At 41.9% G+C, this 26,926-nt stretch carries 23 protein-coding genes; 11 read left to right on the top strand and 12 right to left on the bottom strand.

Annotated elements, in window-relative coordinates; genetic code table 11:
• Window positions 1-268 precede the first annotated feature (268 nt).
• Window positions 269-838: an RNA polymerase sigma factor gene (locus tag CHA01nite_RS01580; RefSeq protein WP_228458317.1), complete on the top strand. Its 570-nt coding sequence runs from the start codon at window positions 269-271 to the stop codon at window positions 836-838.
• Between the two features lies 1 nt (window position 839).
• A complete protein-coding gene (locus tag CHA01nite_RS01585; protein WP_146939463.1) occupies window positions 840-1,649 on the top strand; it encodes an anti-sigma factor in 810 nt (269 codons plus the stop codon).
• Window positions 1,650-2,061: 412 nt separating this feature from the next.
• Here CHA01nite_RS01585 and CHA01nite_RS01590 read toward each other — a convergent pair whose 3' ends face one another.
• Window positions 2,062-2,532 (bottom strand): hypothetical protein, encoded by a 471-nt coding sequence (locus tag CHA01nite_RS01590; protein WP_146939464.1) that lies wholly within the window; start codon window positions 2,530-2,532, stop codon window positions 2,062-2,064.
• Between the two features lie 337 nt (window positions 2,533-2,869).
• Between CHA01nite_RS01590 and CHA01nite_RS01595 the strand changes: the two genes are divergently transcribed.
• Window positions 2,870-3,820, top strand: coding sequence for an aldo/keto reductase (locus CHA01nite_RS01595; protein WP_146939465.1), 951 nt, complete (start codon window positions 2,870-2,872; stop codon window positions 3,818-3,820).
• 285 nt (window positions 3,821-4,105) lie between these two features.
• On the opposite strand, the gene CHA01nite_RS01600 is transcribed toward CHA01nite_RS01595, so the two are convergent.
• Both CHA01nite_RS01600 and CHA01nite_RS01605 read right to left on the bottom strand, forming a co-directional pair.
• Window positions 4,106-5,950, bottom strand: coding sequence for a chloride channel protein (locus tag CHA01nite_RS01600; RefSeq protein ID WP_146939466.1), 1,845 nt, complete (start codon window positions 5,948-5,950; stop codon window positions 4,106-4,108).
• Window positions 5,951-6,017: 67 nt separating this feature from the next.
• On the bottom strand, window positions 6,018-7,295 hold the full coding sequence (locus tag CHA01nite_RS01605) for an NAD(P)/FAD-dependent oxidoreductase (RefSeq protein WP_146939467.1): 1,278 nt from the start codon (window positions 7,293-7,295) through the stop codon (window positions 6,018-6,020).
• Window positions 7,296-7,447: 152 nt separating this feature from the next.
• On the opposite strand from CHA01nite_RS01605, the gene CHA01nite_RS01610 reads away from it, so the two are divergent.
• From CHA01nite_RS01610 to CHA01nite_RS01620, 3 genes are all read left to right on the top strand, one after another.
• The gene (locus tag CHA01nite_RS01610) at window positions 7,448-8,437 is read left to right on the top strand and encodes an aldo/keto reductase (protein ID WP_146939468.1); all 990 of its coding nucleotides are present in this window, start codon (window positions 7,448-7,450) and stop codon (window positions 8,435-8,437) included.
• A 297-nt stretch (window positions 8,438-8,734) separates the two neighbouring features.
• Window positions 8,735-11,920, top strand: a complete 3,186-nt coding sequence (locus tag CHA01nite_RS01615) for a TonB-dependent receptor (protein ID WP_146939469.1) — start codon at window positions 8,735-8,737, stop codon at window positions 11,918-11,920.
• A 161-nt stretch (window positions 11,921-12,081) separates the two neighbouring features.
• Window positions 12,082-12,636: an OmpH/Skp family outer membrane protein gene (locus CHA01nite_RS01620; RefSeq protein ID WP_146939470.1), complete on the top strand. Its 555-nt coding sequence runs from the start codon at window positions 12,082-12,084 to the stop codon at window positions 12,634-12,636.
• Between the two features lie 344 nt (window positions 12,637-12,980).
• On the opposite strand, the gene CHA01nite_RS01625 is transcribed toward CHA01nite_RS01620, so the two are convergent.
• Together CHA01nite_RS01625 and CHA01nite_RS01630 are read right to left on the bottom strand one after the other, a co-directional pair.
• The gene (locus CHA01nite_RS01625; protein ID WP_146939471.1) at window positions 12,981-13,151 is read right to left on the bottom strand and encodes a lmo0937 family membrane protein; all 171 of its coding nucleotides are present in this window, start codon (window positions 13,149-13,151) and stop codon (window positions 12,981-12,983) included.
• 125 nt (window positions 13,152-13,276) lie between these two features.
• Window positions 13,277-14,083: a Cof-type HAD-IIB family hydrolase gene (locus tag CHA01nite_RS01630; protein ID WP_146939472.1), complete on the bottom strand. Its 807-nt coding sequence runs from the start codon at window positions 14,081-14,083 to the stop codon at window positions 13,277-13,279.
• 479 nt (window positions 14,084-14,562) lie between these two features.
• On the opposite strand from CHA01nite_RS01630, the gene CHA01nite_RS01635 reads away from it, so the two are divergent.
• Window positions 14,563-15,018, top strand: coding sequence for a PA2169 family four-helix-bundle protein (locus tag CHA01nite_RS01635; protein WP_146939473.1), 456 nt, complete (start codon window positions 14,563-14,565; stop codon window positions 15,016-15,018).
• Between the two features lie 74 nt (window positions 15,019-15,092).
• On the opposite strand, the gene map is transcribed toward CHA01nite_RS01635, so the two are convergent.
• Together map and CHA01nite_RS01645 are read right to left on the bottom strand one after the other, a co-directional pair.
• Window positions 15,093-15,857: a type I methionyl aminopeptidase gene (gene map / locus CHA01nite_RS01640; protein ID WP_146939474.1), complete on the bottom strand. Its 765-nt coding sequence runs from the start codon at window positions 15,855-15,857 to the stop codon at window positions 15,093-15,095.
• A gap of 435 nt (window positions 15,858-16,292) precedes the next feature.
• Window positions 16,293-16,973 carry an XRE family transcriptional regulator gene (locus tag CHA01nite_RS01645; protein ID WP_146939475.1) on the bottom strand — a complete coding sequence of 227 codons (681 nt, stop codon included), beginning with the start codon at window positions 16,971-16,973 and terminating at the stop codon, window positions 16,293-16,295.
• Between the two features lie 664 nt (window positions 16,974-17,637).
• On the opposite strand from CHA01nite_RS01645, the gene CHA01nite_RS01650 reads away from it, so the two are divergent.
• Together CHA01nite_RS01650 and CHA01nite_RS01655 are read left to right on the top strand one after the other, a co-directional pair.
• The gene (locus CHA01nite_RS01650) at window positions 17,638-18,225 is read left to right on the top strand and encodes a YdeI/OmpD-associated family protein (RefSeq protein WP_146939476.1); all 588 of its coding nucleotides are present in this window, start codon (window positions 17,638-17,640) and stop codon (window positions 18,223-18,225) included.
• Between the two features lie 97 nt (window positions 18,226-18,322).
• Window positions 18,323-18,826 carry a hypothetical protein gene (locus CHA01nite_RS01655; protein WP_146939477.1) on the top strand — a complete coding sequence of 168 codons (504 nt, stop codon included), beginning with the start codon at window positions 18,323-18,325 and terminating at the stop codon, window positions 18,824-18,826.
• 54 nt (window positions 18,827-18,880) lie between these two features.
• Here the strand turns inward: CHA01nite_RS01655 and CHA01nite_RS01660 are convergent, their stop codons facing one another.
• The gene (locus CHA01nite_RS01660) at window positions 18,881-19,912 is read right to left on the bottom strand and encodes a threonine aldolase family protein (RefSeq protein ID WP_146939478.1); all 1,032 of its coding nucleotides are present in this window, start codon (window positions 19,910-19,912) and stop codon (window positions 18,881-18,883) included.
• A gap of 85 nt (window positions 19,913-19,997) precedes the next feature.
• Here CHA01nite_RS01660 and CHA01nite_RS01665 point away from each other — a divergent pair, with 85 nt between their 5' ends.
• Window positions 19,998-20,651, top strand: coding sequence for a metal-dependent transcriptional regulator (locus CHA01nite_RS01665; RefSeq protein WP_146939479.1), 654 nt, complete (start codon window positions 19,998-20,000; stop codon window positions 20,649-20,651).
• 234 nt (window positions 20,652-20,885) lie between these two features.
• Here CHA01nite_RS01665 and CHA01nite_RS01670 read toward each other — a convergent pair whose 3' ends face one another.
• The 4 genes from CHA01nite_RS01670 to CHA01nite_RS01685 all read right to left on the bottom strand — a co-directional run bounded on the left by CHA01nite_RS01670 (window position 20,886) and on the right by CHA01nite_RS01685 (window position 25,512).
• Entirely contained in the window at window positions 20,886-22,064 is a 1,179-nt protein-coding gene (locus CHA01nite_RS01670) for an aminotransferase class V-fold PLP-dependent enzyme (protein ID WP_146939480.1), read from the bottom strand.
• Between the two features lie 387 nt (window positions 22,065-22,451).
• The gene (locus CHA01nite_RS01675) at window positions 22,452-23,591 is read right to left on the bottom strand and encodes a type VI secretion system baseplate subunit TssK (RefSeq protein WP_146939481.1); all 1,140 of its coding nucleotides are present in this window, start codon (window positions 23,589-23,591) and stop codon (window positions 22,452-22,454) included.
• A gap of 11 nt (window positions 23,592-23,602) precedes the next feature.
• Window positions 23,603-24,517: a TssN family type VI secretion system protein gene (locus tag CHA01nite_RS01680; RefSeq protein ID WP_146939482.1), complete on the bottom strand. Its 915-nt coding sequence runs from the start codon at window positions 24,515-24,517 to the stop codon at window positions 23,603-23,605.
• A gap of 53 nt (window positions 24,518-24,570) precedes the next feature.
• A complete protein-coding gene (locus tag CHA01nite_RS01685) occupies window positions 24,571-25,512 on the bottom strand; it encodes a type VI secretion system baseplate subunit TssG (protein ID WP_146939483.1) in 942 nt (313 codons plus the stop codon).
• Between the two features lie 335 nt (window positions 25,513-25,847).
• Here CHA01nite_RS01685 and CHA01nite_RS01690 point away from each other — a divergent pair, with 335 nt between their 5' ends.
• On the top strand, window positions 25,848-26,639 hold the full coding sequence (locus CHA01nite_RS01690) for a S1/P1 nuclease (protein ID WP_146939484.1): 792 nt from the start codon (window positions 25,848-25,850) through the stop codon (window positions 26,637-26,639).
• The last annotated feature ends 287 nt before the right edge of the window (window positions 26,640-26,926 follow it).

Raw genomic sequence — 26,926 nt, forward strand, 5'->3', positions numbered from 1 at the left:
ATGTTGTATTTGACTGTGTTCTGACTTCATTTACGACAGCAGTTTTATTTCAGATTTAAAAAATTGAAAAAAAAACAAGATTAAAACCCAATCAACTGATTTACAATTGATTAATTTTTATTTTATTTACGAAAATCATTCTTTTTATTTATATTTTTCCATAAATCATCCCTTGAGTATGATTTTTTTTTTAATGATTTAACATTTTTTTAGAATATTGAACAATATGGCTTTAAAATTGTTTGTTATCTACTTTATTTTACTACATTTGGAAACAAAAATATCCACTATTAAAACAAACTATTCGGAAGAGCAGCTGATCGTTTTATTAAAAGATAGAAACGAGACCGGTTTTCATCATTTGTATGATAACTACTCCGGCGCGCTGTATGGGGTTATTCTCCGAATTGTTCAGTCCAGGGAATATACTGAAGAAATTATTCAGGATGTTTTCGTTAAAATCTGGAATTCCATTAGTCAATATGATGCTTCAAAGGGTCGTTTCTATACCTGGATGATCAATATTGCAAGGAATACTGCGATCGATTACTTAAAATCAAAGAGTTTTCAGAACGAACTTAAAAACCAATCGCTTCCCGATTTCGTATATGATTCTGCAGAGCTTTCAACGACCAATGATTCTTCCGATTTTATCGGATTTAACAAAGTCCTGGAGAATCTGGAAACTGACAAGCAGGAACTTATCAATCTCGCATATTATCAGGGCTATACTCAGAATGAAATAGCTGAAAAACTGAAAATACCGCTGGGTACGGTAAAAACCAAAATGCGGAATGCGCTGATGAAATTAAAAGATTTGCTAAAAGATTATCAATAAATTGAATACGAAAGAGTACATATCATCCGGAATTATAGAATCCTATATTCTAGGTCTTGCTGCGCCAGACGAAGCAGGGATTTTGGAGTGTGTGATGAAAAACAATGCAGAGGTAAAGGCCGCTTTCGAAGAAGCACAGAAAACTTTGGAAGATCTGGCCACAGTACAGGCTGTGACGCCTCCAACGGATTTAAAATCAAAAATCTGGAATACCATACAACAGGGACAGCCTGCTGAAGGGAAACAAATGGTGTTTGCAACGGATATTCCCGCTGCAAGGCCACAGGAAGAAATTAGGATTCAGGGAAACAGCAACTGGAAGACGTTCGCCATTGCTGCATCCGTACTGTTCCTGATCAGTATTGCCGGAAATCTTTTCTGGATGAACGAACAGTCTCAGGCGAAAAAAGAAATTGCCGGAATACAGGCTGAAAAAGAGTCTCAGGATTTCGCCATGCAGAAGATGAACCGCAAAATGGCAATGGTAACCAACCCGGACATGAAAATGGTGATGCTGAAAGGAGTGGAGAAACATTCGGATTCCAAAGCTATGGTATTTTGGGATACCAAAACCAAAGACGTCTATCTGGATGCGGAGAAGCTTCCTAAAGCTCCGGAGGGAATGCAATATCAGCTTTGGGCAATTGAAGACGGAAAACCGGTAGACGCCGGAATGTATACCCAGGAGAAAGACAGCAAAATTGCTCTCGCCAATATTCCCAAGGCACAGGCCTTTGCCATTACGCTGGAAAAGCAGGGTGGCAGCCCGGTACCGACCATGGAAAATATGTACGTAATGGGAGAAATATAAGATTACCATTGAATATAAATAAAAAAAGATTAGCTGTAAGGACTGATCTTTTTTTATTGAATGTTTTAAAAGGATATTGATTCGGCCTGATCGCATCAACTGATCATCCAAACCTCATAGGTTTTTTAACCTATGAGGTTTATTATTCATAATCAATTCCCGGAACTGCTGAATTTTAATTTAATGTGAATTCGAATGTATCAAACTCATATTATGTATTTATGAAATAAAAAATAAAATTCAGATTGATTCAGCCAGCATTAAACCAGCATTCCATGTGATAGAATGGCAAAATGTTTTAGTTTGAGAGTTAAGACCTTTATTATATTTTTAACCATGGGGACTTCCAGCATCCAGCTTCCCTCTTCCAGCCTGTTAATTCCGGTTCTTCTTCGAATTAACGTAAATTTAATCAGCGTACCAGATACCAGATTGCTACACCGATACCTGTATAAGCAGCAACGGTGATGATATCGGCAATCGGTTGGGAAAAGCGTTTTTCCGCAATTTTATCTGCACTGATCTGGTTTTTGTGAAATTTCAGGACCCTTTTAGGCTGATGAACCGGATGGGTTACCAGGCTGTCGCTTTCCCAGCGGTCCACAATTACTTTATAGCTTTTTCCGTCTACATCAATCTTAACATTTTTATTGGGCGTAAGTTTCTGCTGAACATTAACCGGAACCGGAGCCTGCTGACTCATATTCTGGGATTCGTTTCTTCCGTTTTTCAACTGCATAGCAGCATTTGAAGCAGCAGGTTCTCCGTTTCTCTGAGCGCCTTTTTGCTCATTAGCAACAGGATCTGCCGGCTTTTTAACCTGATATGTATAACAGCTGATCAGAGAGCATGATAAAATGATAAGATAAAAATTCTTTCGCATGAGCCAAATTTAAGAATTATATGTAATATCCGGTATTTTCTTTTAAAGATTACTTTAATAATATTGGAATGTTCTAAAACCTAAAAACTTTAATACTTCATGCTGTAGGACATAAGAATTTGTTTTTTTTGATGGTTGGTTAATCCTGTTTCAAATGAGCTGAATGGTCTGTTTTTTGAACGCCAAGAACACCCACCACAATTTTATTAAGCCGTTACACTTATAAAAGCTTTAAAAAGCCTCATCTGTATGAAGAACGATGCAAAGCCCTGCAAGCTTTCAAAAATAAATTCAGTATCTTTAGATTACCTTTAATACAAAATCACAAAATAAATTTATGAAAAAAAGAACCGTTAAAAATACCGGTTTATCCGTTGCTCCGATTAATTTCGGCGGAAATGTTTTCGGATGGACCCTCGATGAAAAACAGTCTTTTGAGCTCCTCGACAGATTTTTCGAAAAAGGCTTTAATTTTATTGATACCGCTGATACTTATTCCTGGTGGGTCAACGGCAAAGGCGGACAATCCGAGGAAATTATCGGCCGGTGGATGAAAAACCGTGGAAACCGGAACGATCTTGTTCTTGCGACAAAAGTAGGTTCCGAAACGGAGGAGCATGGCTACGATATCAGCCGCAAACATATCCTGAAATCTGTAGACGAATCCCTGCAAAGGCTTCAGACGGATCACATCGATCTTTATTACACCCATTTCGATGATCAGCAGACACCGGTTGAAGAAACATTATCTGCGTATGATGAATTGATCAGAGCCGGAAAGGTACGTTATATCGCGGCTTCTAACGTTTCACCGGAAAGACTGAAGGAATCGTTTAAAGTTGCCGAAGAACAGCATCTTCCGAAATACGTCGCTTTGCAGCCGCATTACAATTTAATGGAAAGAGAAGGCTTTGAAAAAAAGTATGCACCATTAGCGGAAGAATACGGGCTGAGCATATTTCCGTACTGGTCTCTGGCAGCAGGTTTTCTCACCGGTAAATACCGCAATGAATCTGATCTTTCCAAGAGCCAGCGTGGAGAAGGCGTCCGGAAATATCTGAATCCTGAAGGTCTGCAAGTTCTTAAGGCACTGGATGAAATCAGCAGCAAGCACCATTCGAAGCCGGCAACGGTTGCATTGGCCTGGTTACTGGTCCATCCGCTGATCACCGCACCGATCGTAAGTGCCACCAGCGAATCCCAGCTTGAAACTTTATTTGCCGCCCCGGAACTTCAGCTGGATCATGAAGATCTTGAGCTATTGAATAAAGCTTCCGATTTTAATTAATAGGCTGGAAGAAGGGAACTGGATGCCGGAAGTTTTTTGAAATTTCATGTTAAAATTCTCAGACCATGAAAATATCTGATTTCCTTTCTCATGTGTTCTAAAATATTTCGACACATCAGTCTAAGCCTCGTGCGGGTTGTGTCAGAAATCCCGTCACTTTTCACCGACAAAAAATCCGCCCGGAAATTTTTCTGAGCGGATTTTATTCTGAACATGATGTGAATTCAATCAGATTTAATTTGTCTTGAGTTAACTCCAGCTTTGAGCTATGTAATTTATTTAAAATTATTCCGAGTATTCTTTCAGCAGCTGCCGGTAGCTCATCAGGATAGTGGATTTTGAAATGAAGCCGATAAAGATATTGTTTTCATTTACTACCGGAAGGTTCCATACGCCGGTGTCATCAAAAGTCTGCAGGATTTCCAACGGCTGGTTTTCAGGATGGATCACCGCGGGCGGAGCCTTCATGATCTGGGTAATACTGGCGGAAACTTCCGTATTTGTAAACAGGTACGGACGGATGTCATCCAGCGTTAAAATCCCACGGAGAACTTTTTCATCGTTCACTACCGCAAATATATTTTTGCTTCCGTTTTTTACAAGATCGAACAATTCCGTAATCGGAGCGGTTTCACTGACGGACTGGGAATAGCGGTCGATAAAATCTTCCGTCTTCAGGGAAAACAGTAAATTCTTGTCGTGTTTGTTGGTAAAAATCTTCCCCTGGTCGGCAAGCGATTTCAGTTCCGGAGAGATAGGGGAGAACCATTTGGCAATCAGATAAGAAATGATGGAAGCAATCATCAACGGAATAAACAGGTCATAACCGAAACTCGATTCCGCAATCAGGAAAATAGCGGTAAGAGGAGCATACATCACACCGCTCATCGCTCCGGCCATTCCGACCAGTACCAGATTAGTAACGGGTACATCGGCAAAACCGATCTGCTGGCAGATAATGGCAAACAGATAGCCAACCGTTCCGCCGGCAAAAAGCGAAGGGGCAAAATTCCCGCCGTTCCCGCCGCTGAAAATTGTAAAAGAGGTGGCAAAGGCTTTTAACAACAGCACAAGGATCAGGAAAATGATGATGGTGAAATTCTTAATCTCAAAGTACCTGAAAAAACTGTTTTGGATAATGTTGTGCGTATTCCCGTTGGTAAAAGCTTTTACCGTATCGTAACCTTCCCCGAACAGAGGAGGAAAGAGCACACACAGCAATGAGAGCACGGCACCGCCGAACATTGCTTTTCTGAGGCGCGACATTTTCAGCCCTTTGATAAAATGCTCGACCTTTTTCGAGACGAGGACAAAGTAGCGGGCATACAATCCGGTAACAATGCCAAGGATAAAATAATACGGGACATTTTTATAATTGAATGCTTCACGGGTATAAAATCTGAAAAGCACATCTTCCTGCAAAAGGATACGGGATAAAAGGCTTCCGCAGACCGCTGCCACGACCAGCGGAATGAAGTCGGTAAAGACAACGCCTGTCAGAAGGATCTCAAAGGCAAACATGATTCCGGCAATCGGTGCATTAAATGCCGAAGCAATCCCTGCCGTAGCACCGGCAGCAAGCAGTAAGGTCCGTTCTTTATAACTCAGTCGATAGGTCTGGGCAAAATTGGAACCGATGGCGGCGCCTGTTACGGCAATGGGGCTTTCCAGTCCGGCAGAACCTCCCAATCCTACGGTAACGGCACTCTGTACAATCTGAGAATACATTTTTACCGAAGAGACGATACTGGAATTCTGGGCGATTTCATAAAGAATCACACCGATTCCCTTTCTGTCCTGGCCTTTAAATATCGTTAAAACAATAAGGGTCGTCAGTACGATTCCCAGGAAAGGAAATACGACATAAAAAAGGATCTGATATTCGAAATGAACTTCAGTCGTAATAAAATGATGAATGTTGTGTACGAGGGTTTTCAGTAAAACCCCGGCAAGTCCGGCCGAACAACCGACCAAAATTCCGGATAATACAAGAAACTGATTTCGGCTGAGCCTGTTGTTGAGCCAGTGGAGAATAATTTCATAACTGCGCGCCTTCTCCAGTCCATATTTCTGAAAGTCTCTTTTGAACTTCAGGAAGCTCAGAAACTTTTTTTTATTGTGAATATTCACTTTCAGGAAATTTTAACCGTAACCGAATTGTTACGGCCCCGTAAATTTATGAAATATATCATGAACTTTAAAACTGTTCGTACTGTCCGGTTTCTTTTTTCGGACGTAATATCAGCCTGATGGACGGATTATTGGTAATAAAAAGCCTCAACCAGTTGAAAGCCAGACGCGCTTTGCTCCTGAAAGTAACCAGTGGGATGATATGGATGAAAAGCCAGGTAAGCCATGCAATAAACCCTTTGTATGAAAACTTCGGAAGATCGACAACAGCGTCGAATTTTGAAATGATCGCCATGCTTCCTTTATTGTTATACTTAAAAGGGACCAGCACTTTCTCGTCTTCCATCCTCTTTAAGTTTTTTCCTAAGTTCACGGCATGCTGAATTGCCACCTGGGCTAGTTGCGGATGCCCTTTCGGGAAATCTTTGTCCGTCAGCTGAAGGGAAATATCTCCCAGGGCATAAACGTTTTTCAAACCATCTACCTTATTGTATGCATCCACAAGAATTCTTCTGCCCTTTCCTACACTTTCTGCAGGCAATCCGGGCACTTCACGGCCGATGACCCCGGAAGTCCAGATCAAAGTTTCCGTATCAATGGTCCGCCCGTCCGCTAAAATGACTTTCTGGTCTACATAATCTTTCACTGCCACGTTCAGGATGATCTTAACACCCAATTTGGCAAGCCTTTCATGAGCAGCCTCCTGTGCCGTTTTGCTCATAGGGGAGAGCAGGGTGGGCAGGGCATCGATCAGGTAAATGTTAGAAAGACCCAGCTTGATTTCCGGATATTCCTTTTCAGCAATATACGTTCCCATTTCGGCAATCATACCGGCAAGCTCCACACCGGTAGGGCCACCACCGGCAATGACGATATTCTGTAGTTTCTGGGCTTTTTTAATATCTTTATTCCTGGCGGCCTCTTCAAGAGTGAGCAACATATAATTCCGGAGATATAATGCTTCATCAATGGTCTTCATCGACAGGGAGCATTTCTTGACATTTTCCATCCCGAAATAATTGGTTTCCGTACCCATTGCCAGGACAAGATAATCATACTGCAGAGTGCCATGATCCGTTTCAAGGGTATTGTTTTCATGATCCACCTTTACAAGGCTTCCCATATGAAAATTTACATTTTTATATTTTGAAATCATTTTCCGGAACGGATAGCTGATGTTGGAAGCTTCGATAAAAGAAGTGGCCACCTGATAAATAAGCGGCGGAAAAAAGTGATAGTTGTTTTTATCGACCAGAGTAATTCTGAACCGTTTGTCATTCACCATAGATTTGATCAGGTTAATGCCCGCAAAACCTCCGCCTACGATTACGATGTGCTTTTTCATATAATTAAAGTTCAAGTGGTAGCCTAAACGGATTCAAGAATAAAGCCAAAGGAGAGCCCTGTGGTATTTATTACGAAGGATTGACCGCACGTTCCGAATTCCCTGCACGATGTTTGTATCCTTCATTCCAACCAAATTTAAAATATAATACAATGAAATCAGACATTTTAACGGAAAAACACCAGCTGGGCCTGGGCGGAGTGGCTATCGGTACTGCCTTTGAAGCCCTTACGGACGGGCAATCCTATGAAGTTTTACAGAAAGCCTGGGATCTTGGAATCCGGTATTACGATACTTCGCCATGGTACGGACTTACGAAAAGCGAAAGAAGGTTCGGAAATTTCCTTCACGGACAGAACCGGGATGAATTTGTACTGTCTACCAAAGTTGGGCGGCTGTTTGTAGAAGTTCCCGAAGATGAAGTTCCGCCGACGATGTGGCAGGATCCTTTACCATTCGACTTTGAACATAATTATACCGCAGACGCCATCAAGAGATCCATTGAAGAAAGCCTGGAAAGAACAAGACTCGGCCATATCGATATCGTGTATGTGCATGACCTTTCTGAAGACCAGGTGGGCGACCGTTACGATTACTTCTTAAAACAGGCGCGGGCAGGTGCTTTTAAAGTCTTGTCGGAACTGCGTGATCAGGGGGTCATCAAAGCCTGGGGGATGGGGGTTAATAAGATCGAGCCCATCTTGGACTGTATCGATTCTGCCGACCCGGATATTTGCCTTTCAGCCACGCAATATTCGATCCTTGACCATGAGGACGCAGTAGACCGATTACTTCCTGCAGTAAAGAAAGCCGGGGTGAAACTGGTATCCGGAGCCGGATACAATTCAGGATTCATCAACGGCAGGCCGAGATTTAATTATAAAGACGTCATCCCGAAAGGCATGACGGAAAAGCGTGAGAAAATCAGCGAAATTGCGAAACGGTACGAAACGACAATTACACATGCCGCCCTTCAGTTTGTTTTAGCTGCCGACGAATTTGTATCTATTATTCCGGGAGCCAGCCAACCAGAGCAGGTGGAAGATAATGTAAAAGCGCTGCAAGAAAATATACCGGCAGATTTCTGGAAAGAATTGCAGTCGCAGGGGCTTATCTATGAGAAAGCACAGGTTCCTAGTTAACCAGATGAATACATTTGAAACATGCCTCCTTAACAGGAGGCTTTTTTATTTTTAGGGATTTGAACGCAGGGTTAAAAAAAACTTAAATTAAACTTAAAAGGGCAAACACCGATTAATAACAGGTTTAGAAAGATATCAGTCTTCTAAAGCAATATTGATCGTATATCAAAGCAAAGTTTTTTAATTTTTTTTTAAGGAAATGTTAAATATTTTTTCACGGAATGTTATCTGTATGTTAACGGGATGAGCGGGCACTTCTGAATAATTTTGCCGTACAATTTTGAAGTACAAAAAAAAATGAAAAAAATAATCTGTGCCGTTGCATTATTATCTTTTAGCCTTGCTTTCTCGCAGGAGACCAGTTCTAAAATTTTCGGAAGACTCAGAGGAACCTCTTCTGAAATGACCATCAAAGTTACCCACGTTCCCACAAACAGCAGTTTTGAAACAAAGTCCAATAAGAACGGGCAATTCAGTTTGGATAACCTGCAGCCCGGCGGGCCTTATACGATCGAGGTAACCGACGGCGCAAAAGTAGTATATTCCAACAACAATGTGCAGCTTTCCCTGGGAAACAACGATCTTCCGGTAGTAGAACTGGGGAGTAAGGAAAAAATGATTGATGAGGTAAAGCTGACTTCCAAAAGAACTACTGCCGCAAAATTCGGAGTAGGCATCAGTCAGGCACAGATTTCAGGATTGCCGAATATCAACCGCGGCATCCAGGATGTTACCAAGCTGGTTCCCCAAAGTGCCAATAACTCTTTCAACGGAACCAACTTCCGTTATAACAACGTAACCATTGACGGTTCTATTAATAACGACGCCATCGGGTTCAGTCCGTCTTTAGGAGGACAGACCGGAACTTCCGGAATGCCGGGGAGCAGCACACGTTCTAATTCTATTAGTCTCGATGCCATTCAGGACGTTCAGGTTTATATCGCACCTTATGATGTAAAATTAGGGAATTTCCTGGGCGGAAGCATCAATGCCGTTACCCGCAGCGGAAGCAATAATGTTGAAGGGTCGATGTATTTCTATGGCAGAAACGCGGCCATTACCGGAAAAAACAGAGTAGGCGACAACTCCAAAATGCCAGGTTCATTCGGTGATTTCATCTATGGCGGAAGAGTAGGTCTTCCTGTGGTTAAAGATAAGCTTTTCCTATTCACCAATATGGAATATACGAAAAGAACGGACCCGGTTTTCTATAACGCCGGGGATCAGGGATCTTTGGTAGACGGTACTGTAGCGCAACAGATCTCCGATTTTGTAAGAACCAAATACGGATTCAATGCCGGAAGCTTTAATCAGTACACCAACTTCTCAGAGAGTTCAAAACTCTTCAATAAATTAGACTGGAAAATCAACGATAAGCATACTTTATCCATTAAAAACAATACGGTATTTTCCCACGCTTCCAATCTGGAAAGGGACGCGGCCAACTTCCGTTTTTCGAGCATGGATTTCGTACAGAAAAATACCTCTTCCACAACAACGCTGGAACTTAAAAGCCGTTTCAGCGATAAGCTGAACAATAACCTGGTTTTAGGATATTCGTCCATCCACGATTACAGGGACCCTACTTCCCAGAACGCCATGTTCCCGCAGGTGGAAATCGCTTACAACGGCGGAACGATCCTGCTTGGCAATGACCGTGAAGCAACGGTTTTCAATATGAGACAGAAGACTTTTGAAATTACCGATAACCTCACCTATAAAGCAGGTCATCACACCTTTTTACTGGGAACCCATAATGAATTATACAACATTGATTACGGCTTTGTAAACGCACTGAACGGAAGGATTTCTTACAAGAGCCTAAACGACTTCTACAATTCGAATCCGGCCAGGATCCGGGGAACTTATTCTTTTGCCGGAGAAGACAGACAGAACTTATTCGACAATCCTTATGCCCATTACAAAGTAAACCTTCTCTCCGCCTATTTTCAGGATGAAATCAACTGGGGAAGGCTGAGACTGACACCAGGAGTAAGGGTGGACTATACCGATCTTCCGAACAAACCGGTATTAAGCCCTAAAGTAACCAGCTCACCGGCAGACCCGAATTATGGAAACACTTACACCTATACAAAATTAAGCGAGCTTACCAACGATTACCTGAATAAGCCGACTGTTTCTCCAAGACTGGGATTTAATCTGGACCTTACCCAGGACCGGTCGGTGGTAATGAGAGGGGGATCCGGGATCTTTGTGGGACGAATCCCTTTTGCATGGCTCGGATATGCCTATTATAACGACGGGGTAGGATTCGGAAGCTACGATTATAATGCGCCGACGGCTGCCCAGCTGGCTGCCAACGGAGATCCCCTGGTAAGCGGAAACTTCCCGAAATGGCAGAACTCTTCCAAAGTACAGGTGGATTTAATTGATAATAATTTTAAAATGCCGCGGGTATGGAGAAGCTCACTCGCCTTCGATTATACGCTTTCCGGGTATAAATTCACGCTGGAGGGCATTTATACCAAAGTTTTATATGACCTGAAATTCCAGCAGGTGAATAAAACGGACAATGTATCGTATTACAGCTATGATACCAACCATGAAATGCCGGTTTATTCTTCCAATATCAACAGCAGTTTTTCCAACGCGTATATGCTCTCCAATACGAAAGAAGGATACCGCTATAACCTTACGGCCCAGCTTTCCAAAGCCTATAATTTCGGCTTGAATTTCTTCGTTGCCTATACCTATGGTGATGCGAAGGATATTACCAACGGAATCCGTAATTCCATGGAAAGCAACTGGCAGATGAACCAGTCTTTAACTCCGAATGACCCGAAACTGACGACTTCCAATTTTGCAATTAAAAACAGGATTGTGGCCAACTTAGGATATTCCGTTCCGCTTTCGAAGTCGAACAGATTATCGGCTAATGTCTACTTCAATGCACAATCCGGGAACCCTTTCTCCTGGGGATTTGTAAACAGTACGATCGCCAATACCGGACAGGCGGCAGGACTGGCCTATATCTTCAAAGATGCGGCTGAAGCAACAAAGTATATCGTTCCGATAAAAGATGCCTCAGGAAATATCCTGGTGACCACCGCACAACAGGTGGCGGATTATGAGAAATTCATCAGCGGAAATGAATACCTGAACAGCAGAAGAGGGAAGTTTACCGAAAGAAACGGCGATTTCACCCCATGGAACATCCAGGCGGACTTCAGGATTATGGATGAAATCCGGTTAAGTGAAAAATCGAAAAATACCCTGCAGATTTCATTCAGCATTATCAATGCAACCAACCTGCTGAACAAAGACTGGGGTAAAGTGTACTTCGTACCGAATACCTTCAACTCAACATCCAGTGTCGGGCTGACGAAAGTAGGAAATGTGGCGGCAGGACAACCTTCAGCGGGAGATCCGGTTTACAATTTCAAGACCCCTGGATTACCATACACTGTCGATCAGTTTGCCTCAAGATTCCAGGGACAGCTGGGAATCCGTTATAATTTTTAGTACCTATTAGGTTCATTCTATTATAAATTGTTAAATTCTTTCAACTCAAGTCCGGATTTTATCCGGGCTTTTTTATATAATTACCCATTACAACTAAGTATGTAGTTATATTTATTATATTTGCTGACTTTAAATAGAAAAATTTTAAAATAATAATTAAGATGAAAAAGTTAATCACAACGTTTTCTTTAGCCGCAGGACTTTTCCTGACTTCAAATTTCGTTCATGCCCAGCAGAAAATAGGACACGTGAACTCCGATGAGGTTTTCAATACTCTTCCTGAAGCCAAAACAGCCGAAGCGTCTTTAGATACTTTCACCAAAACAAAACAGGGAGACATCGAAAAAATGATTGCCACCTATCAGACAAAACTGAAAGCCGCCCAGGATAAGGAAAAGACCATTAGTGAAGCCAATAAGGAAGCCGTTATTAAAGAATTGACTGCCGCACAAACCGAACTTCAGACTTTGGGAAAAGATATTGAGGCTTCCAGAACCAAGGCAGCGCAGGATATCAGCAAAAAACAGACGGAACTGTTTACCCCGATCCAACAGAAAGTAGCCACCACCATCTCTGCCGTAGCTAAGGAAAAAGGCCTGGCTTATGTATTTGACGTAGCAAGTTCACAGGGAAGCAATATCGCCTACATGGATGGCGGTGAAGATATTACCCCTGCCGTAAAAGCAAAACTGGGCGCTACAGCTGCTAAAAAATAACAGAACAATCTTCCACGGACTTCACAGATGTTATCCAAAATACTGGAAACTGGATGAAGAGCGTAGCAGGTTTAATAAATGCATATTTTATTGACCACAGGTCTGCGCAGATTTTTACGGATGATGACCTGGCTTCGGCTCCGTTCAGCCATCAGAGGTTGAGCGTATCAACCCGCAGATAAGAAGGAGATCGCTGTAAAAAGTTAGATTTCTTTCAAATGTGTTCTGAAATACGCACAATGCGTCAAACTAAAATGTGGTGTGAGTGATATGTTAAAGATCTGATTCACAAAAAAAGCTGGAAACCAAGTTTCCAGCTTTCTATTTTCTGCTTCTACATTTATCTAATCAAGGGGTCTTCGGCCTGAGATCAGATTATAAAGAACTACAACGATGGCGATAACCAGCAAGATGTGAACCAAATATCCTGTATCCATTCCAGGTACGATACCCAACATTCCTAAAAGCCACACTACTATACAGATAACTGCGACTAACCATAATATACTTCTCATAACTAAAAATTTTAAGTGATTTGATTTATGCTATACATATACTGTGCCTTTTTTTTTAAAAAATGTTAAAAAAGGTACCACAAAAATAAATAAGCCTGAATATTTTCCGTTTTAAATTAAGAATATTACAACAGTCCGAAATGCATAAGTGCCTGTTCTATACCGTGTTCATCCACTTCAGCTGTGACATAATCAGCAGCATCTTTTACGGCATCATTTGCATTTCCCATGGCAACCCCTATTTTTACGAATTTCAGCATTGAAATATCATTGCCTCCGTCTCCGAAAGCCATGGTATCGGCCGTATCGATACCGAAATAACTGCAGAATTTCTCAATTCCCAGCTGTTTGGTAATCCCGCCGCCGTTTACATCGGCAAAGAGAGGGGTCCAGCGGGAGGCTGTACTGTTCGGCATCACCTTAGCCATAAATTCCGCTTCGGCTTCGGGACGCAGAAAAATATTGGCCTGTAAAACATTTTCGGTATCAATATGTTCCTTATCATGGACCGGCGGTACGGGAATGTTGATGTGGGCATACATTCCGACAACTTCCTCCGTTGCATCGTTGATTTCCACCTTATCTTCATACATCAGCGAATAGCTCAGCGGTGCTTCTTCAGCATAACGGGTCAGGCGCCGGATATCCGCCGGATCTATTATGCTTCTTGAAATCACTTCCTGTGATGTGGTAACGCAATAGGCACCGTTAAAGGTAATAAAACCATCGAATTCAATATGGCTGATATGATGCAGGGAGTTGATCGACCTGCCGGTGGCCACAATAACTTTAATACCTTTCTGGCGAAGCTTTTTCAAAGCATTCTGTGTGGATTCCGGGATCTTACCGGTCTTAAAACTGATAAGGGTTCCGTCAATATCAAAAAATACCGCTTTGATCCGGTGAGGAATATCATTTTGCAAAATAGTCATGAACTTAATTATTTTTTAGATGAATAAATGTACAATATTCTTTCTCGGATTACGCAGTCGCACAGGGAATATCGGGTTAGATTTTTGTTAAATTAACTTGAATTCAAAGTTACAACCGTAAATAAAAGCTGGAAGACGGAAGTTACACTTGTTTTTAAAGTCCTGAAAGGACGGCTTAGTACAGGATAAGATAGAATTTAGTCAGAAATATAAGCCCTGTATTTGTGCCGGCAAGATGAGTATTATTTAAAATCCCGACTGAATCAGTCTCAATTTTATTTTTGAACTAAATAATCGATTGAATATGATGTAGATACGGTCAAATTCACGTTAAATTAAATAATTTCCGTCTGATTGGTTGAAAAAGACAACTGCAACTTGCAAATGGTCTTTTGCAGTCTTTAGGTACCACGAAAAAGAAATTCTTTCTGTGAAGGTATGGTTATTGTACCATTTCCGGCATCACAAAATATTTAATTATGAAAAACCAGGAAGAAATATCCGTTTTAAATGACCTGTTACATATTACCAACGACCGGATTGAAGGTTTTGGAAAAGTGGAAGGGAAGGTCTGGGAAAATTATCCGGATGTGAAACCGGAATATGCAAAAATGAATTCCCTGACCAAGGTGATGAAAAATGAACTCATCAACCTGATTACGGAAGATGGCGGTGAAGCGGAAGACACGCCGTCAGTTGCCGGGGCATTACACAGAACATGGATCGACATTAAAAATTCTTTCACACTGGGAAACAGGGAAGAATCGACCATCGGAAATGTAATCTTCGGTGAAAAAGCGGCAATCGATGCTTACCAGAATGCCATCGACAGTGGAAAGCTAAGTGAGAGAAGTCTGCCGATTGTCTCTGAACATTTAAAAAACATTAAAGATTCTTATCATCAGTTTAAAGGGATGAGCGATTATAAAGATTAATGCACCGGCAGTTTATCTTTCTCAAAAAAACAACTTCTCAATCATGTTGGGAAGTTGTTTTTTATCAGATCAGATCAGTTCAGTATTCCGTTCATCTCTGTCAGGATGATTGGCTTTCCGTCCGTAATTAGCAGGGTGTGTTCATGCTGTGCCATAAATCCGCCTCTGTTCCCGGCCATCGTCCAGCCGTCTTCCAGATCAACGGCAATGTTGGATGCGGTAGAGATAAAGGTTTCGATAGCGACCACCGAATTTTTCTTAAATCGTCTGCCGTCAAAGCGGTTCCGGTAATTCACCAGTTCGTCAGGCTCCTCATGCAGGCTCCTGCCGATCCCATGGCCGCCGAGATTTTTAATGACCTTAAAACCTCTTTTTTTCGCCTCGGTTTCCATCAGTCCGCCGATATCGGCAATTTTAACGCCGCCCCTGATGTTATCAATGGCTTTTTTCAGAATGGCTCTGGAAGCATCAACCAATTTAAAGTGCTGATGAATATCTTCCCCGATAATAAAAGAATTGCCATTGTCGGCCCAGAAGCCGTCCAGCTCCGCAGAAACATCAATATTGATCAGGTCTCCTTTCTGCAGGATCCTTGATTCGCTAGGGATTCCGTGACAGAATTCGTTTCCGACGCTGATGCAGGTCCAGCCAGGGAAACCGTAAGTGAGATAGGGTGCCGAACGGGCGCCGAAATCCGACAGGATGGAAGCTCCGTATTCATCAAGGTCTTTGGTTGTCATGCCGGGCCTGGCATATTTCGTCATTTCACGTAAGGTATAGGCGACTGCTTCACCTGCTTTCCGCATTCCGGCCAATTCCTGTTCGTTTGTGATGGACATTTTCTTGTTTTTAAATGGGTTATTTAAACAAAGTTAATGAATAGTTTCCGGATTTCCCTTTACAGGTTGAATTGTTGAATGAAAGAGGGAAACGGGATGCCGGAAGTTTCTCCTGTCAAAAACAAGATCAAAGATTTTGACCATCAAACCACAATATTTTTCATCCTGTCAGAAGCGTGAACCGTTTATTTATTCTATAAAAAGGAACTCTAATTAAATTAAATCGAGTAAAAGGTATTTTTAAACTGTTAATTCAGAACTACAAGGTGAACGAATCAGCTTAAAATTATTTATCTTTCAATTTTTTCTGAAAGTTTGAATAGGAAAGGGAAGGAGCGAATACCTAACGGCTGAAAATAAATCTCTGTAACATATTATTTTATAACAGAAACAGCCACAAATTCTGTGGCTGTTTATATTCAAACAAAATGATTATTAATAACTTTCCGGGAAAATACCGGTAGCATACTGCCAGACTTCAACGATCTCATTTAATGGAATATCGTAAGGTTCATAAAACGTATTGTCTGAGACGACCGTAAGTGAGGTTTTATTTTTGGCTCTGAGGCGTTTATAGGTAATTCCGTCATTCAGCGTAATGAAGACATAAGTATTACCTGATTTCAGATCATTGACACCTTCCATATATTTTCCGATAATGAAGGATCCGTCCCGGAACGGCGGCATGGAATCACCATCCGCAGGGAAAGCCCTGAATTTTCCGTTTTTCAGAAAAGGAAGGGAAATCGTCTGCAGGCTCTCAATATAATCGGGATCGCTGTAGCCGCGGAGATAGCCCATGGTGGCTTTTTGCGGTACAATTTCAATGCTTTCATTGCCTTGCTGATCCACAACAACCGGCAATACGATCCGGTTATCCGGAAGCTTCAGCATATCTTTCAGGGAATGTTTCGTTAAATCTACCGAAAGCAAAAGATCGATGCTCACGTTAAAAATCCTGGAAATCCTGATCAGCACATCCACAGGAGGCTTGGACTTTCCGTTTTCATACGAACTGTACCGGGAAGAGGTGATTTGGATCTGTTGAGACAATTCGCGCTGGGTTTTCCCGAGGGTAGCGCGCAAAAGCCTGATATTTTCTGAAAAAACTGACATTTAAAAGGATTAGGGTAACAAAAATACGAAATGTTTTACGGAGGGGCGAATTTTACGGTGAAAAAGATGGCTTGTGAATCAAATTAAATCATTAAGCAAAAAGATCAGAAACGTCAGGATGGAATTCCGGAAATAAATCAAATTTAACATAATATAAATTATAGGACTTTTTAATAATGTATTAAAAGGAGGTTTCAACGACCTGATTTAAAGGCTTTCTACAGCGTCAGGATCAAACAAGAACCTTAGCTATGCGGTTTATATTAAGATGCCTTAAAAGCCCTGTAAATCAGCCTTATATTTCTACCATCCTCTTCATATTTCAATTATAAGTTTCTCGTACTTTTATATTTAGGCTAAAAAAGTCGCAAAGAATTTTCACCATGTACTAAAGCTGATATAATATGCACTGTAAATTACATGAATTCTAAAATCAAAGATCTAATAAACACCAAATTGATTTGCAGGATTCAGTCATTAAATTATTACCCGCAGATATTATAGTAATGTCAATATAATATACAGGTTGAATATTAACATCATAAAAAAATAGATCCGATTTTAATTCAAAATTTTGTACAATCCGTTGATTTGATGTATTTTAAAAGAATCAAACGATCACTTTGTAAATATGACGAGGATAATTTTAAAATACAGATAATCAATGAGTAACAGAAATCCGAAAGCAGATTTTTTCTTTGATAAAACCGGAAAATGGAAGCCTGCTTTCATTAAATTACGGGATATCTCGTTAAATACCGGACTTGCGGAAGACGTAAAATGGGGTTGCCCTTGTTATACCTATCAGGGAAAAAATATTTTTCTGATGCATGGCTTCAGGGACTATTGTGCCCTACTCTTTTTCAAAGGTGCGTTAATGAAGGATCCTGCAAAAATCCTTGTGCAACAGACTGAAAATGTGCAGTCTGCAAGACAGATTCGTTTTACTGACTTACAGCAAATTGCTGACCTGGAGAACGTTATACGCAACTATATATTCAATGCCGTTAAAGTGGAAGAATCCGGAGCAAAAGTGGCGATGAAAACGACCACAGCCTTTGAAATGCCTGAAGAATTCATAAAGAAACTGGAAACGGATGCAGAACTGAAGACTGCTTTCCAGGCTTTAACACCGGGCAGGCAAAGGGCTTACCTGCTGTATTTTTCTTCGGCTAAACAACCTGTAACCCGGGAATCACGCATTGAAAAATATATACCGTCAATTCTTGAAGGTAAAGGGATGAATGATTGAATTGTCAAAGTTTACCATTTATTTAAAACTATTTTATGTTCATATAAAAATACAATTGTTATTTTAGCATGAGCGAAATTTGATAAATAATAAGGATATGAAAAAATTAATCGTACTGAGTACCCTGTCTGCATTCCTGCTGAACTGCAGTAAAAAACCGGAAGCTCCGGTTGCAGAACAGGTTTCTGCGGATACAACGACGGCTGCAGAAAAAGTGACGGATACATTGGGGCCGAAATCTTTCTGCTATATGGGCGTTACCGGAAGAGATACCGTTTTTGTAAGCATCGACGACAACCTAGGGACCATTACCGGAAAGATGGCAAGTAAAAACAGTGAAAAAGACAGCAACAAAGGGGATCTTACAGGCTTCAGATCCGGAGATACGCTGAAACTTACCTATACTTTCGCTTCCGAAGGCAAAACCGGAAACAGGAACGACCTTTATTTTCTTCAGACCAAAGACGGCCTGAGCGAAGGAACCGGCGAAAGGGATGCCGGGACCGGAACGAAATATGCTGATGAAAAGAAAATAAAATACACTGGCGGAAGAATCCTGAAAACGGCAGATTGCACGAAGGTTGCCAATGCTGTCAAATAAAAATAAGTCTTACATTCACAAAATAAAATGCAACCGGAAACGGTTGCATTTTATTTATAATTCTTCTTTTATAATTTCTATTAAATCGTTTACCGGTTCATCTCCCGTATTCCAGGAAGTGATGAGACGGATTGCAGAACGTTGGTCATCTATCTTTTTCCAGACATAGAATTCAAATTTTCCGGATAGTTTGTCAATGAGTTCATGGTTCAGGATCGGGAAAATCTGGTTGGTGTAGGTATCGGATAAGAACTCCACTCCCCTTTCTTTCAGGGCATTCTTTATCTTCATCGCCTGCCGGTTAGCGTGTCTGGCCAGATCAAAATAAAGATCGTTTTTCATCAGCTCCAGAAACTGGATTCCCAACAGCCTCCCTTTTGCCAGCAGCGCACCTTTCTGTTTGATATTGAATGCAAAATCCTGTTGCAGTTCAGGGTTATTGATAACGATAGCCTCCCCGATCAATGCGCCGTTCTTGGTACCTCCCAGATAAAAGACATCGGTTAGTTGGGCAACTTTTTCCAGCGTCAGATCACTGATTTCCGCAGTAAGCCCATGCCCCAGCCTCGCCCCGTCCATAAAGAGATACAGGCGGTTTTCCTTACAGAATGCAGAAAGGTCTTCCAGTTCCTGCAAAGTATAGACGGTTCCCAGTTCCGTGGAATTGGAGATATACACCAGTTTCGGCATTACCTGGTGCGGGACATTGCGGTGGCTTTCCAGTACCGGAACAATATCTTCCGGGGTTAGTTTCCCATCCTCCTTTTCAATGCTCAGGATTTTATGGCCCGTTGCTTCAATAGCCCCGGTTTCATTGTTCAGAATGTGTCCCGTGGCTGCGGAAACCGCACACTGATACGGCCTTAAGACCGAAGAGATGACAATGAGGTTGGCCTGTGTTCCTCCGGAAACAAAATAGACATCCGCACCCGGACTGTTTATCTTTTTTCTGATTAAGACTCTGGCCTCCCGGGAATATTCATCTTCTCCGTAACCCGCCTGCTGATTGAGATTGTTTTCTGAAAGTGCCCGTAAGATATCAGGATGACCACCTTCCGAATAGTCGTTTTTGAATGAGAATTTCATGGGGTAAAATTAAAAAAAGTTAACCGAAACATCCCAGTTTATTGGCAATAATTTGTTAGATTTGTCGGGAAAAGGATCTAACATTTTGAAGACAACATTAACTGAAGAAAACTATCTGAAAGCCCTGTTTCATGTGGTAGACCATGAAGGAAAGGTAACGATTAACGAGTTAAGCAAATTTTTAAACGTAAAAATGCCGAGCGTTAATAATATGATGAAGAAATTTGCCGAGAAAAACTGGGTGATCTACGAGACCTACAAGCCGCTGAAAGTAACGGAGAAAGGCCATCGCGAAGCAGCACTGGTGGTGAGAAAACACCGTCTGACGGAAATGTTCCTGGTTAAAAAAATGAATTTCGGCTGGGAGAACGTGCATGAAATTGCCGAGCAGCTGGAGCATGTGCATTCCGCCGTCTTCTTCGATAAAATGGATGAGATCCTGGATTATCCGAAATTCGACCCGCATGGCGAACCTATTCCGGATAAAGACGGCAATATCATTGCCCAGGATTTACAGAAGCTGAGCCATTGCAAAGCCGGAGAAACCGTAATTTTTACGTCGGTCACCCTTTCCGACGATGCTTTTTTAAATTATCTGACGGAAAGAAACCTGTTGCTGAATAAAAAAATCAATATTCTTAAAATTGAAGGCTTCGACAAATCGTTTACGGTTGAAGTGGACGGGAAACAGGAAATCCTGAGCCGTAAAGCCACGGATAAAATACTGGTGAAGAAATAAAACTTATAGCTAAGGCCCTAAAGCCACCATAAGGCCATCTGTGAAATATACGGCAGATTTTCTTTCTATACATATCCCTAATACTGGATTGGGATCCCAGCGGTATGGCAAACTTTGCGTTTAAATAAAATCTTCATCATTAAAAGTAATGGCAAAATGATGGCTGAGCACACCGAAGCCGTGCAGTCCTGTAAATATGCGCAATCATCAGTTAAAATCCATGCAGAGTTGGGGTTATTTTAAACTTGCTTTTAATATTTCAGAAACCTTTTCTATCTCCTCTATCGTATTGAAATAATGAGGCGAGAGCCTTACAATGCCGTTGATATCCTTTTTGGTAAAGTCGATCAGTGCGGAGTTTTTGTAAGTCACCGAAAAATAGACGTTATTTTCTTTCAGGACCTTCCGGATATTTTCCAGGTCGCCGTCAGGGCCGGAAAACGTTACAATGCTGCTCAGCCGGTTACCCCAGTCCCAAACGTTGAAACCATAGTTTTTCAGGTTTTCACGCAGCTTACGGGATAGTTCCCGGTTATATTTTTCTACCATATCCATCCCGATATTATTGGCATACCTTACCGCATGTTTCAAACCCAGCATGGAGGCATAGGAAAATTCCCAGTGCTCAAAGCGTTTGGCCGTTCTGAACAATTCATAGTCATTATATCCGGTACAGTCTGCCCCTCTCATATCCAGAAGCAGCGGTGCATAGTCCTGTTCGAGAACACGGTCCGAAACAAACAGAAACCCCGTTCCCCTTGGTCCGCGAAGGAATTTTCTTCCGGTCGCCGTCAGAAAGTCGCAGCCGATTTTTTCGACATCCACCACCATCTGTCCCACAGACTGGCAGGCATCCACCAGATATAAGATATCATGTTCACGGCACATTTTACCGACTGCTTCCACATTCTGGATCAGGCCTGAGTTCGTAGGAATATGGGTTACCGCAATGAGTTTCGGATGATGCTCCCTAATTAAACGCTGGAGGTCTTCCAGATCGAGTTCGTGATCCGGTAAGTTCTTCATCCGGATGATCTTCACTCCTATTTTCTTCTGCAGGGAAATAAAAGTAATCTGGTTGGAAATATAATCGTCTGCCGTCGTGATGATGACGTCACCTTCTTTGAAAATAATACTCGACAAAGCTTTGCTGTATGCTTCGGTGGCGCTGGTTGCAAAAGCCATATTGGATGGTCCGGCATTGACCAGTTTCGCGGTTTCATCGTAAAATTCCTCCAGTATGTCTGCATTGACATCCGCTACATGATATCCTCCCGAAAATTCCTCCAGCTTTAAATAATCGACCATTGCATCGGTTACCAGATCCGGCATTAAAGAAGATCCGGCATTGTTTAGAAAAATTTTGCCGTCTTTCAGGCCGCGGGTTTCCTGTCTGATTGTATTGATGTCCATTGTTGTTCTATTGAAATATAATGTTACGGATTTTTATTTATTCCCGAAATGCATTTAATGATTTTTTGTTTAAACGTTTTAAAGGAAGTGAAAGAGTTTTTGAATGCTTTTCCGGACGCCGGAGGATTTTATCTTAGCTTAAATTCAGGAATGTTCAGTATGTCCTTACTTAACAGATACAATTTAATGTTATGATTAATTTAAATTTTGGCTGATGTTTCTTACAACTAACAATTGAATTTATCTAAGTATTAAAATTTGACAGAACCAATTTCCTCGCGTCTTAAGGTATTATTCCGTTTATCATAATTGATGTCTTTGCGCTGCTCCGGCATAAAAAATCCCGGAAGTATAATTCCGGGAATATAAGGATATAGATTTTCTATGTCAATCCAAAACGCTCCATCCTCTTTTCGGATTGTTGTTGTTGGATACTTCCTGTTCATTGACGATGATGTTTTCTTTCCGCTGGCCGATGTAATCGAGCTCGCTCAGCTTGGCAAAGATCGTTTCCAGGCTTTTCAGCATCTGCTGGATGTAGATGAACGGTTCGCCGCAGTTGTGATGGTCATAGTTCGTTTCCGCAACAATGGATAGTTGGTTCAGCAAGGTGTGAGGAGCTATTTCACTCCACTCCAGACTGTAGTTCAGCATTTCTTCCAGTTCGGCAGGAACCAGCACCTGCGTGGCATTGTACAGGCGGAGTGCCAGTTTGGCAAACGACTCGATCAGGAATACCGGCGGCTGGTACGGCGTAATATTCCTGAACTGGAAATACATATCGCCAAAAGTATTGATCATGGTGTTGCATAAAAACTTAACGTTCTGTGCCAAAGCCGTATTCTGGTTTTTATGGGATGCTTTCTGGATAATCTTGAAAGCATACTGCTGCAGATTCCCGACGGATTTCGCAAAGGTATTGTAGTAATCCTGCAATGCCGGATGGCTCTGAATGGATGTGCACGGGGGAATGAAATTGGAATCCACCTGTGCAATATTCCCCTTCAGGTCTACTTTTCCGATGATCAGGTAATTCCCTCCCGAATAGCTGCTGTTTAAAGAAGTAACCGGCAGGAGTTCCAGATGATGGTTGGATTGGGTATTCGGATGCCGCGGCGGAATTTCCTCCGGATCGATATCTCCGAAAGGTACCTTATCAAAGGGATTTACGGAAATCAGGATATAATATTCACCGTCGGCCTGTTCTTCATTCATGGATTTTGCAAGTGATTTTACGCTGACTCTCCGGTCAATCAGCTCAATCCGGTAACCGGCCATGGTAACGGCACTGCAGCGTTTGATGACCAGTTGGACATCATTGGTTGCCGTATTGTGGACATCAAAAATGGTCCGGTCGGTAAATTCGCTGGAGATCGGCAAAAGACCGTAATTAAAGTTCGTGATTCCCAATGAACTGGAATCCCTGATGGTATCGATTAAAAAATTATCCTGGTCGTTAAGATGTCTCTGGGAAACTTTCATCCCGTCAACCCAATTGATGGCAAAATGCTTGATAGGCTGTATCATATTCAATATTTTTAAACGGTGTGCGATTGTGTTCTTCTGATTCCTTCTTCTTCGTGCTGAATGACTCTTTTGCAGATTACCACATCATTTTCATGAATGCTGTTTTCGGTGATATCCTGTTCGAAATCAATATATTTCCTGAAGCTGAAAAAAGACTTTTTGGTATAGAAAATCCAGTAAAAAGGTTCCTGGGTCTCGTCGGTCAGGTGAATGACAGAATTCGGGTTCTTGTGGTTGTAATCATCGACCACCCGGTAGAACCAGTCGCCGAAGGTTACCCCTGTCGGGAGGGTTTTTGCTTTAATTCTGAAGCGGTTGGCTTCTTCCAGGTTTTTGCTTAATTCCACGTTCAGAACCATCAAGCGGTCGAAATCGGCACCTTCAAAATCGGGCAGTTTCTGGTCCGGCGAATACTTCCAGGTTTTGTAGATGTCCACCGGGATACTGATGAGCTGTACATAACAGTAATGAAACACCAGCGGAACCATAAAAATAAATATGCTGGTCGCTGCCATTACCGGATATCCGGTCCCTTTGCTCATCCAGTTAAAGATCAGGTAAAAAAGATATCCTCCGAATCCGATACAGGTTAAGGTGAAGATGGATTCGAATAAAAAACCTTTAGCGGTGGACGTAAAGTGCTTTTTGAAATACCGGTCTGACAAATTGACGTGAATAATTCCCAAAATAAGGTAAACGATCTGTGCAATAAGATACCAGTACGGGTTGAAGAGATTCCCTGTAAAGCCGAAAATGCCCGGGATGGCCAGACACAGACTGCACAGCAGGAAATAAATGATCATGGTTTTAATCTTTACAGCAGGGCGGTTCCTCCTGATGGCTCCTAAAACAACCATCATAATTACTGCAAATAAAGGCATCATGATATACCTTAAAAAGACTCCTTTTACTGACGAAACTTCCATCTGATTCTCGAATTAATATTTTTTCTTGGTGAATGTAAATATAGTTAAAATTTTCACAGGAAAGTAGAGTATCCAAGCCTGTTTGCATTTCTTTCGTCATCTTCCAGGGCAAAAGAATATTCTTGCTTCTCGGTAACGAACTGTTCTTCTATTTCAACGCTGACCGGCAGGAAATAATCATACATGGTCTGCAATACTTCACGGAACGGGCTACCGTCGATATATTTTTTCATTTCCTTATACGGAATCGGCCCGATATTTACCACCCAGTTCCGCTGTCCGTCCATATGTTTTCCGCTGGGAATATATGTGACCCCAAGTCTCGAATTACCAAGCAGCATGGAATCGTCTTCCTCCTCAACCCTGTCGATGACATTCGGTGCAAAGGTAACTTGTACGGGAATCTGCAGGAAAGCGGTCATGCACCTTTCAAACCAGGCTTTATTTCCCCGGATCTGATGGAAAAACGGCAGGATATAAATAAAGATATAGGCATTCTGGATATCAAGCTTGCTGATCAGGGGCCACAATTCGCTTACGGTATCCAGCAGTGCACCGGTATCGCTGGAGATGTCGAAATCAAACTCCTTCAGCAAAGCACTGATTTCGGTAAAGAATATTTCCAGCTCGAAAGGTTTGAAGAATTTCCGGGCGTCTTCTTCCACCCTTTTCTGCCTGCGGATTTCCCGCACCACGGTATCCACGTTTTTACGGGACGCCCCAAGGGACGGCGGATGAAACAGGCCTTCCGGCAGATAATCGTAGATGCCTTCCCGGTAGGTTTCAATGGTGAAAACTTCTTCATCAAATCCCAGGTAATCGCTTGAAATGCTTTTGATATCCTTCAGATAAGCCCGGTCATTGATTCCGATCCGGTCGATAAAAATATTGCTTACGGCCCTGTGGTATTTTAAAAGGTTTACGGCCACCGCTTCCGCCCTGAAATCGGTCTGCAGTTTATTGTAATGCATGTCTACAATATTATTCTCATACATGGTCTTTGCTGTGATTTTGACGTGTAAAAATAGTATATCTCAAATTATTGAAAAAATATTTCCCAATGAATTTTATCTTAAAAATAGTAAATAATTGTGAGTAAAGGAAGAAAAAGGTAAAATAAGGTTGAGATGCAGGCTGTGTTTGAGGCAGAGGCTAAAATTCAGGATGAGAATAGGAAAACCGGTAATCCATGCTACTTTCACTTTTTACCTTTACCCTGCCCTTACCCGGTAAATAAGTTAAGATTTAATTAATTTTTCCGCTCGTGCTGCTAACATTAATCCCAGCCTTAAAATTAACCGTATCTTTGCCCCCTGAAAATGTTATTACAATGAAAAGTATGTATTCTAAAATCCTGGTTCTGGCCTTCATGGCTTCTTCGCTGTATTCTTATGCGTGGGGACTGACGGGACACCGGATTATTGCAGAAATTGCAGAGCACCACCTTTCCGGAAAGGCAAGAAGGGAGATTAAAAAGCTGATGGGGAGGGAACGCCTGGCGTATTGGGCCAACTGGCCGGATTTCATTAAATCCGATACCACCGGTGCCTGGAAGCAGGCTTCAGCCTGGCATTATGTGAACATCGATCCGCAGACGGATTTCAAGGTGTTTGAAGAAAAACTGATGGCACAGGCCGGTCCGAGCTTATATACGCAGGCAAAAACCCTGTCCGGCCAGATCAAGGATCCTAAAACTCCGGAAAAAGACCGCAAGATCGCACTGATTTTCCTGATCCACATCATGGGCGACCTGGCTCAGCCGCTGCATGTAGGAAGGGCGGAAGATCTGGGCGGAAATAAAATCAATGTAACTTACTTCGGGGAAAAGACAAACCTGCATTCGGTATGGGACGGAAAACTGGTGGACTCGCAGAAATACAGCTACACCGAATATGCCAACCTTCTGGATATCAAAACCGATGATGAAGTAAAACAGATCCAGACGGGAACGCTGGAAGACTGGCTGTACGATTCCCACAAGATCGCCAATAAGATCTATGCCCAGACGCCGAACGATTCCAAGCTGGCTTATGACTATCAGTATAAATTCAACGATACAATGGAAAGACAGCTTCTTTACGGAGGATTGAGGCTCGCCAAATGGCTGAACGATCTTTTTTAAAAAGTGAATGGTCGATAGCGAATGATGAATTTGCTGTTTGTTAAAAATATAGGCGGAGCTTCGGTTCCGCTTTTTTTGGTGAATGGATAAACATTAATTGATCAATTTGCAATACGTAAGCAAAAAATGCAATTTCAATAAAACGTTAACAAAAATACAACCAGCTGATAATCAAAAGACATTAAATTCCCCTCCCTTGGAGGGTTGGCGAAAATTCTGAAAGAATTTCTGACGGGGTGGTTTTAGAAAGGTAAGTTTTGCAATGCAAGTGAATGGTCAACTGGCAA

Origin of the sequence: Chryseobacterium hagamense, assembly GCF_007991455.1 — a bacterium.
Taxonomy (GTDB): Bacteria; Bacteroidota; Bacteroidia; order Flavobacteriales; family Weeksellaceae; genus Chryseobacterium; species Chryseobacterium hagamense.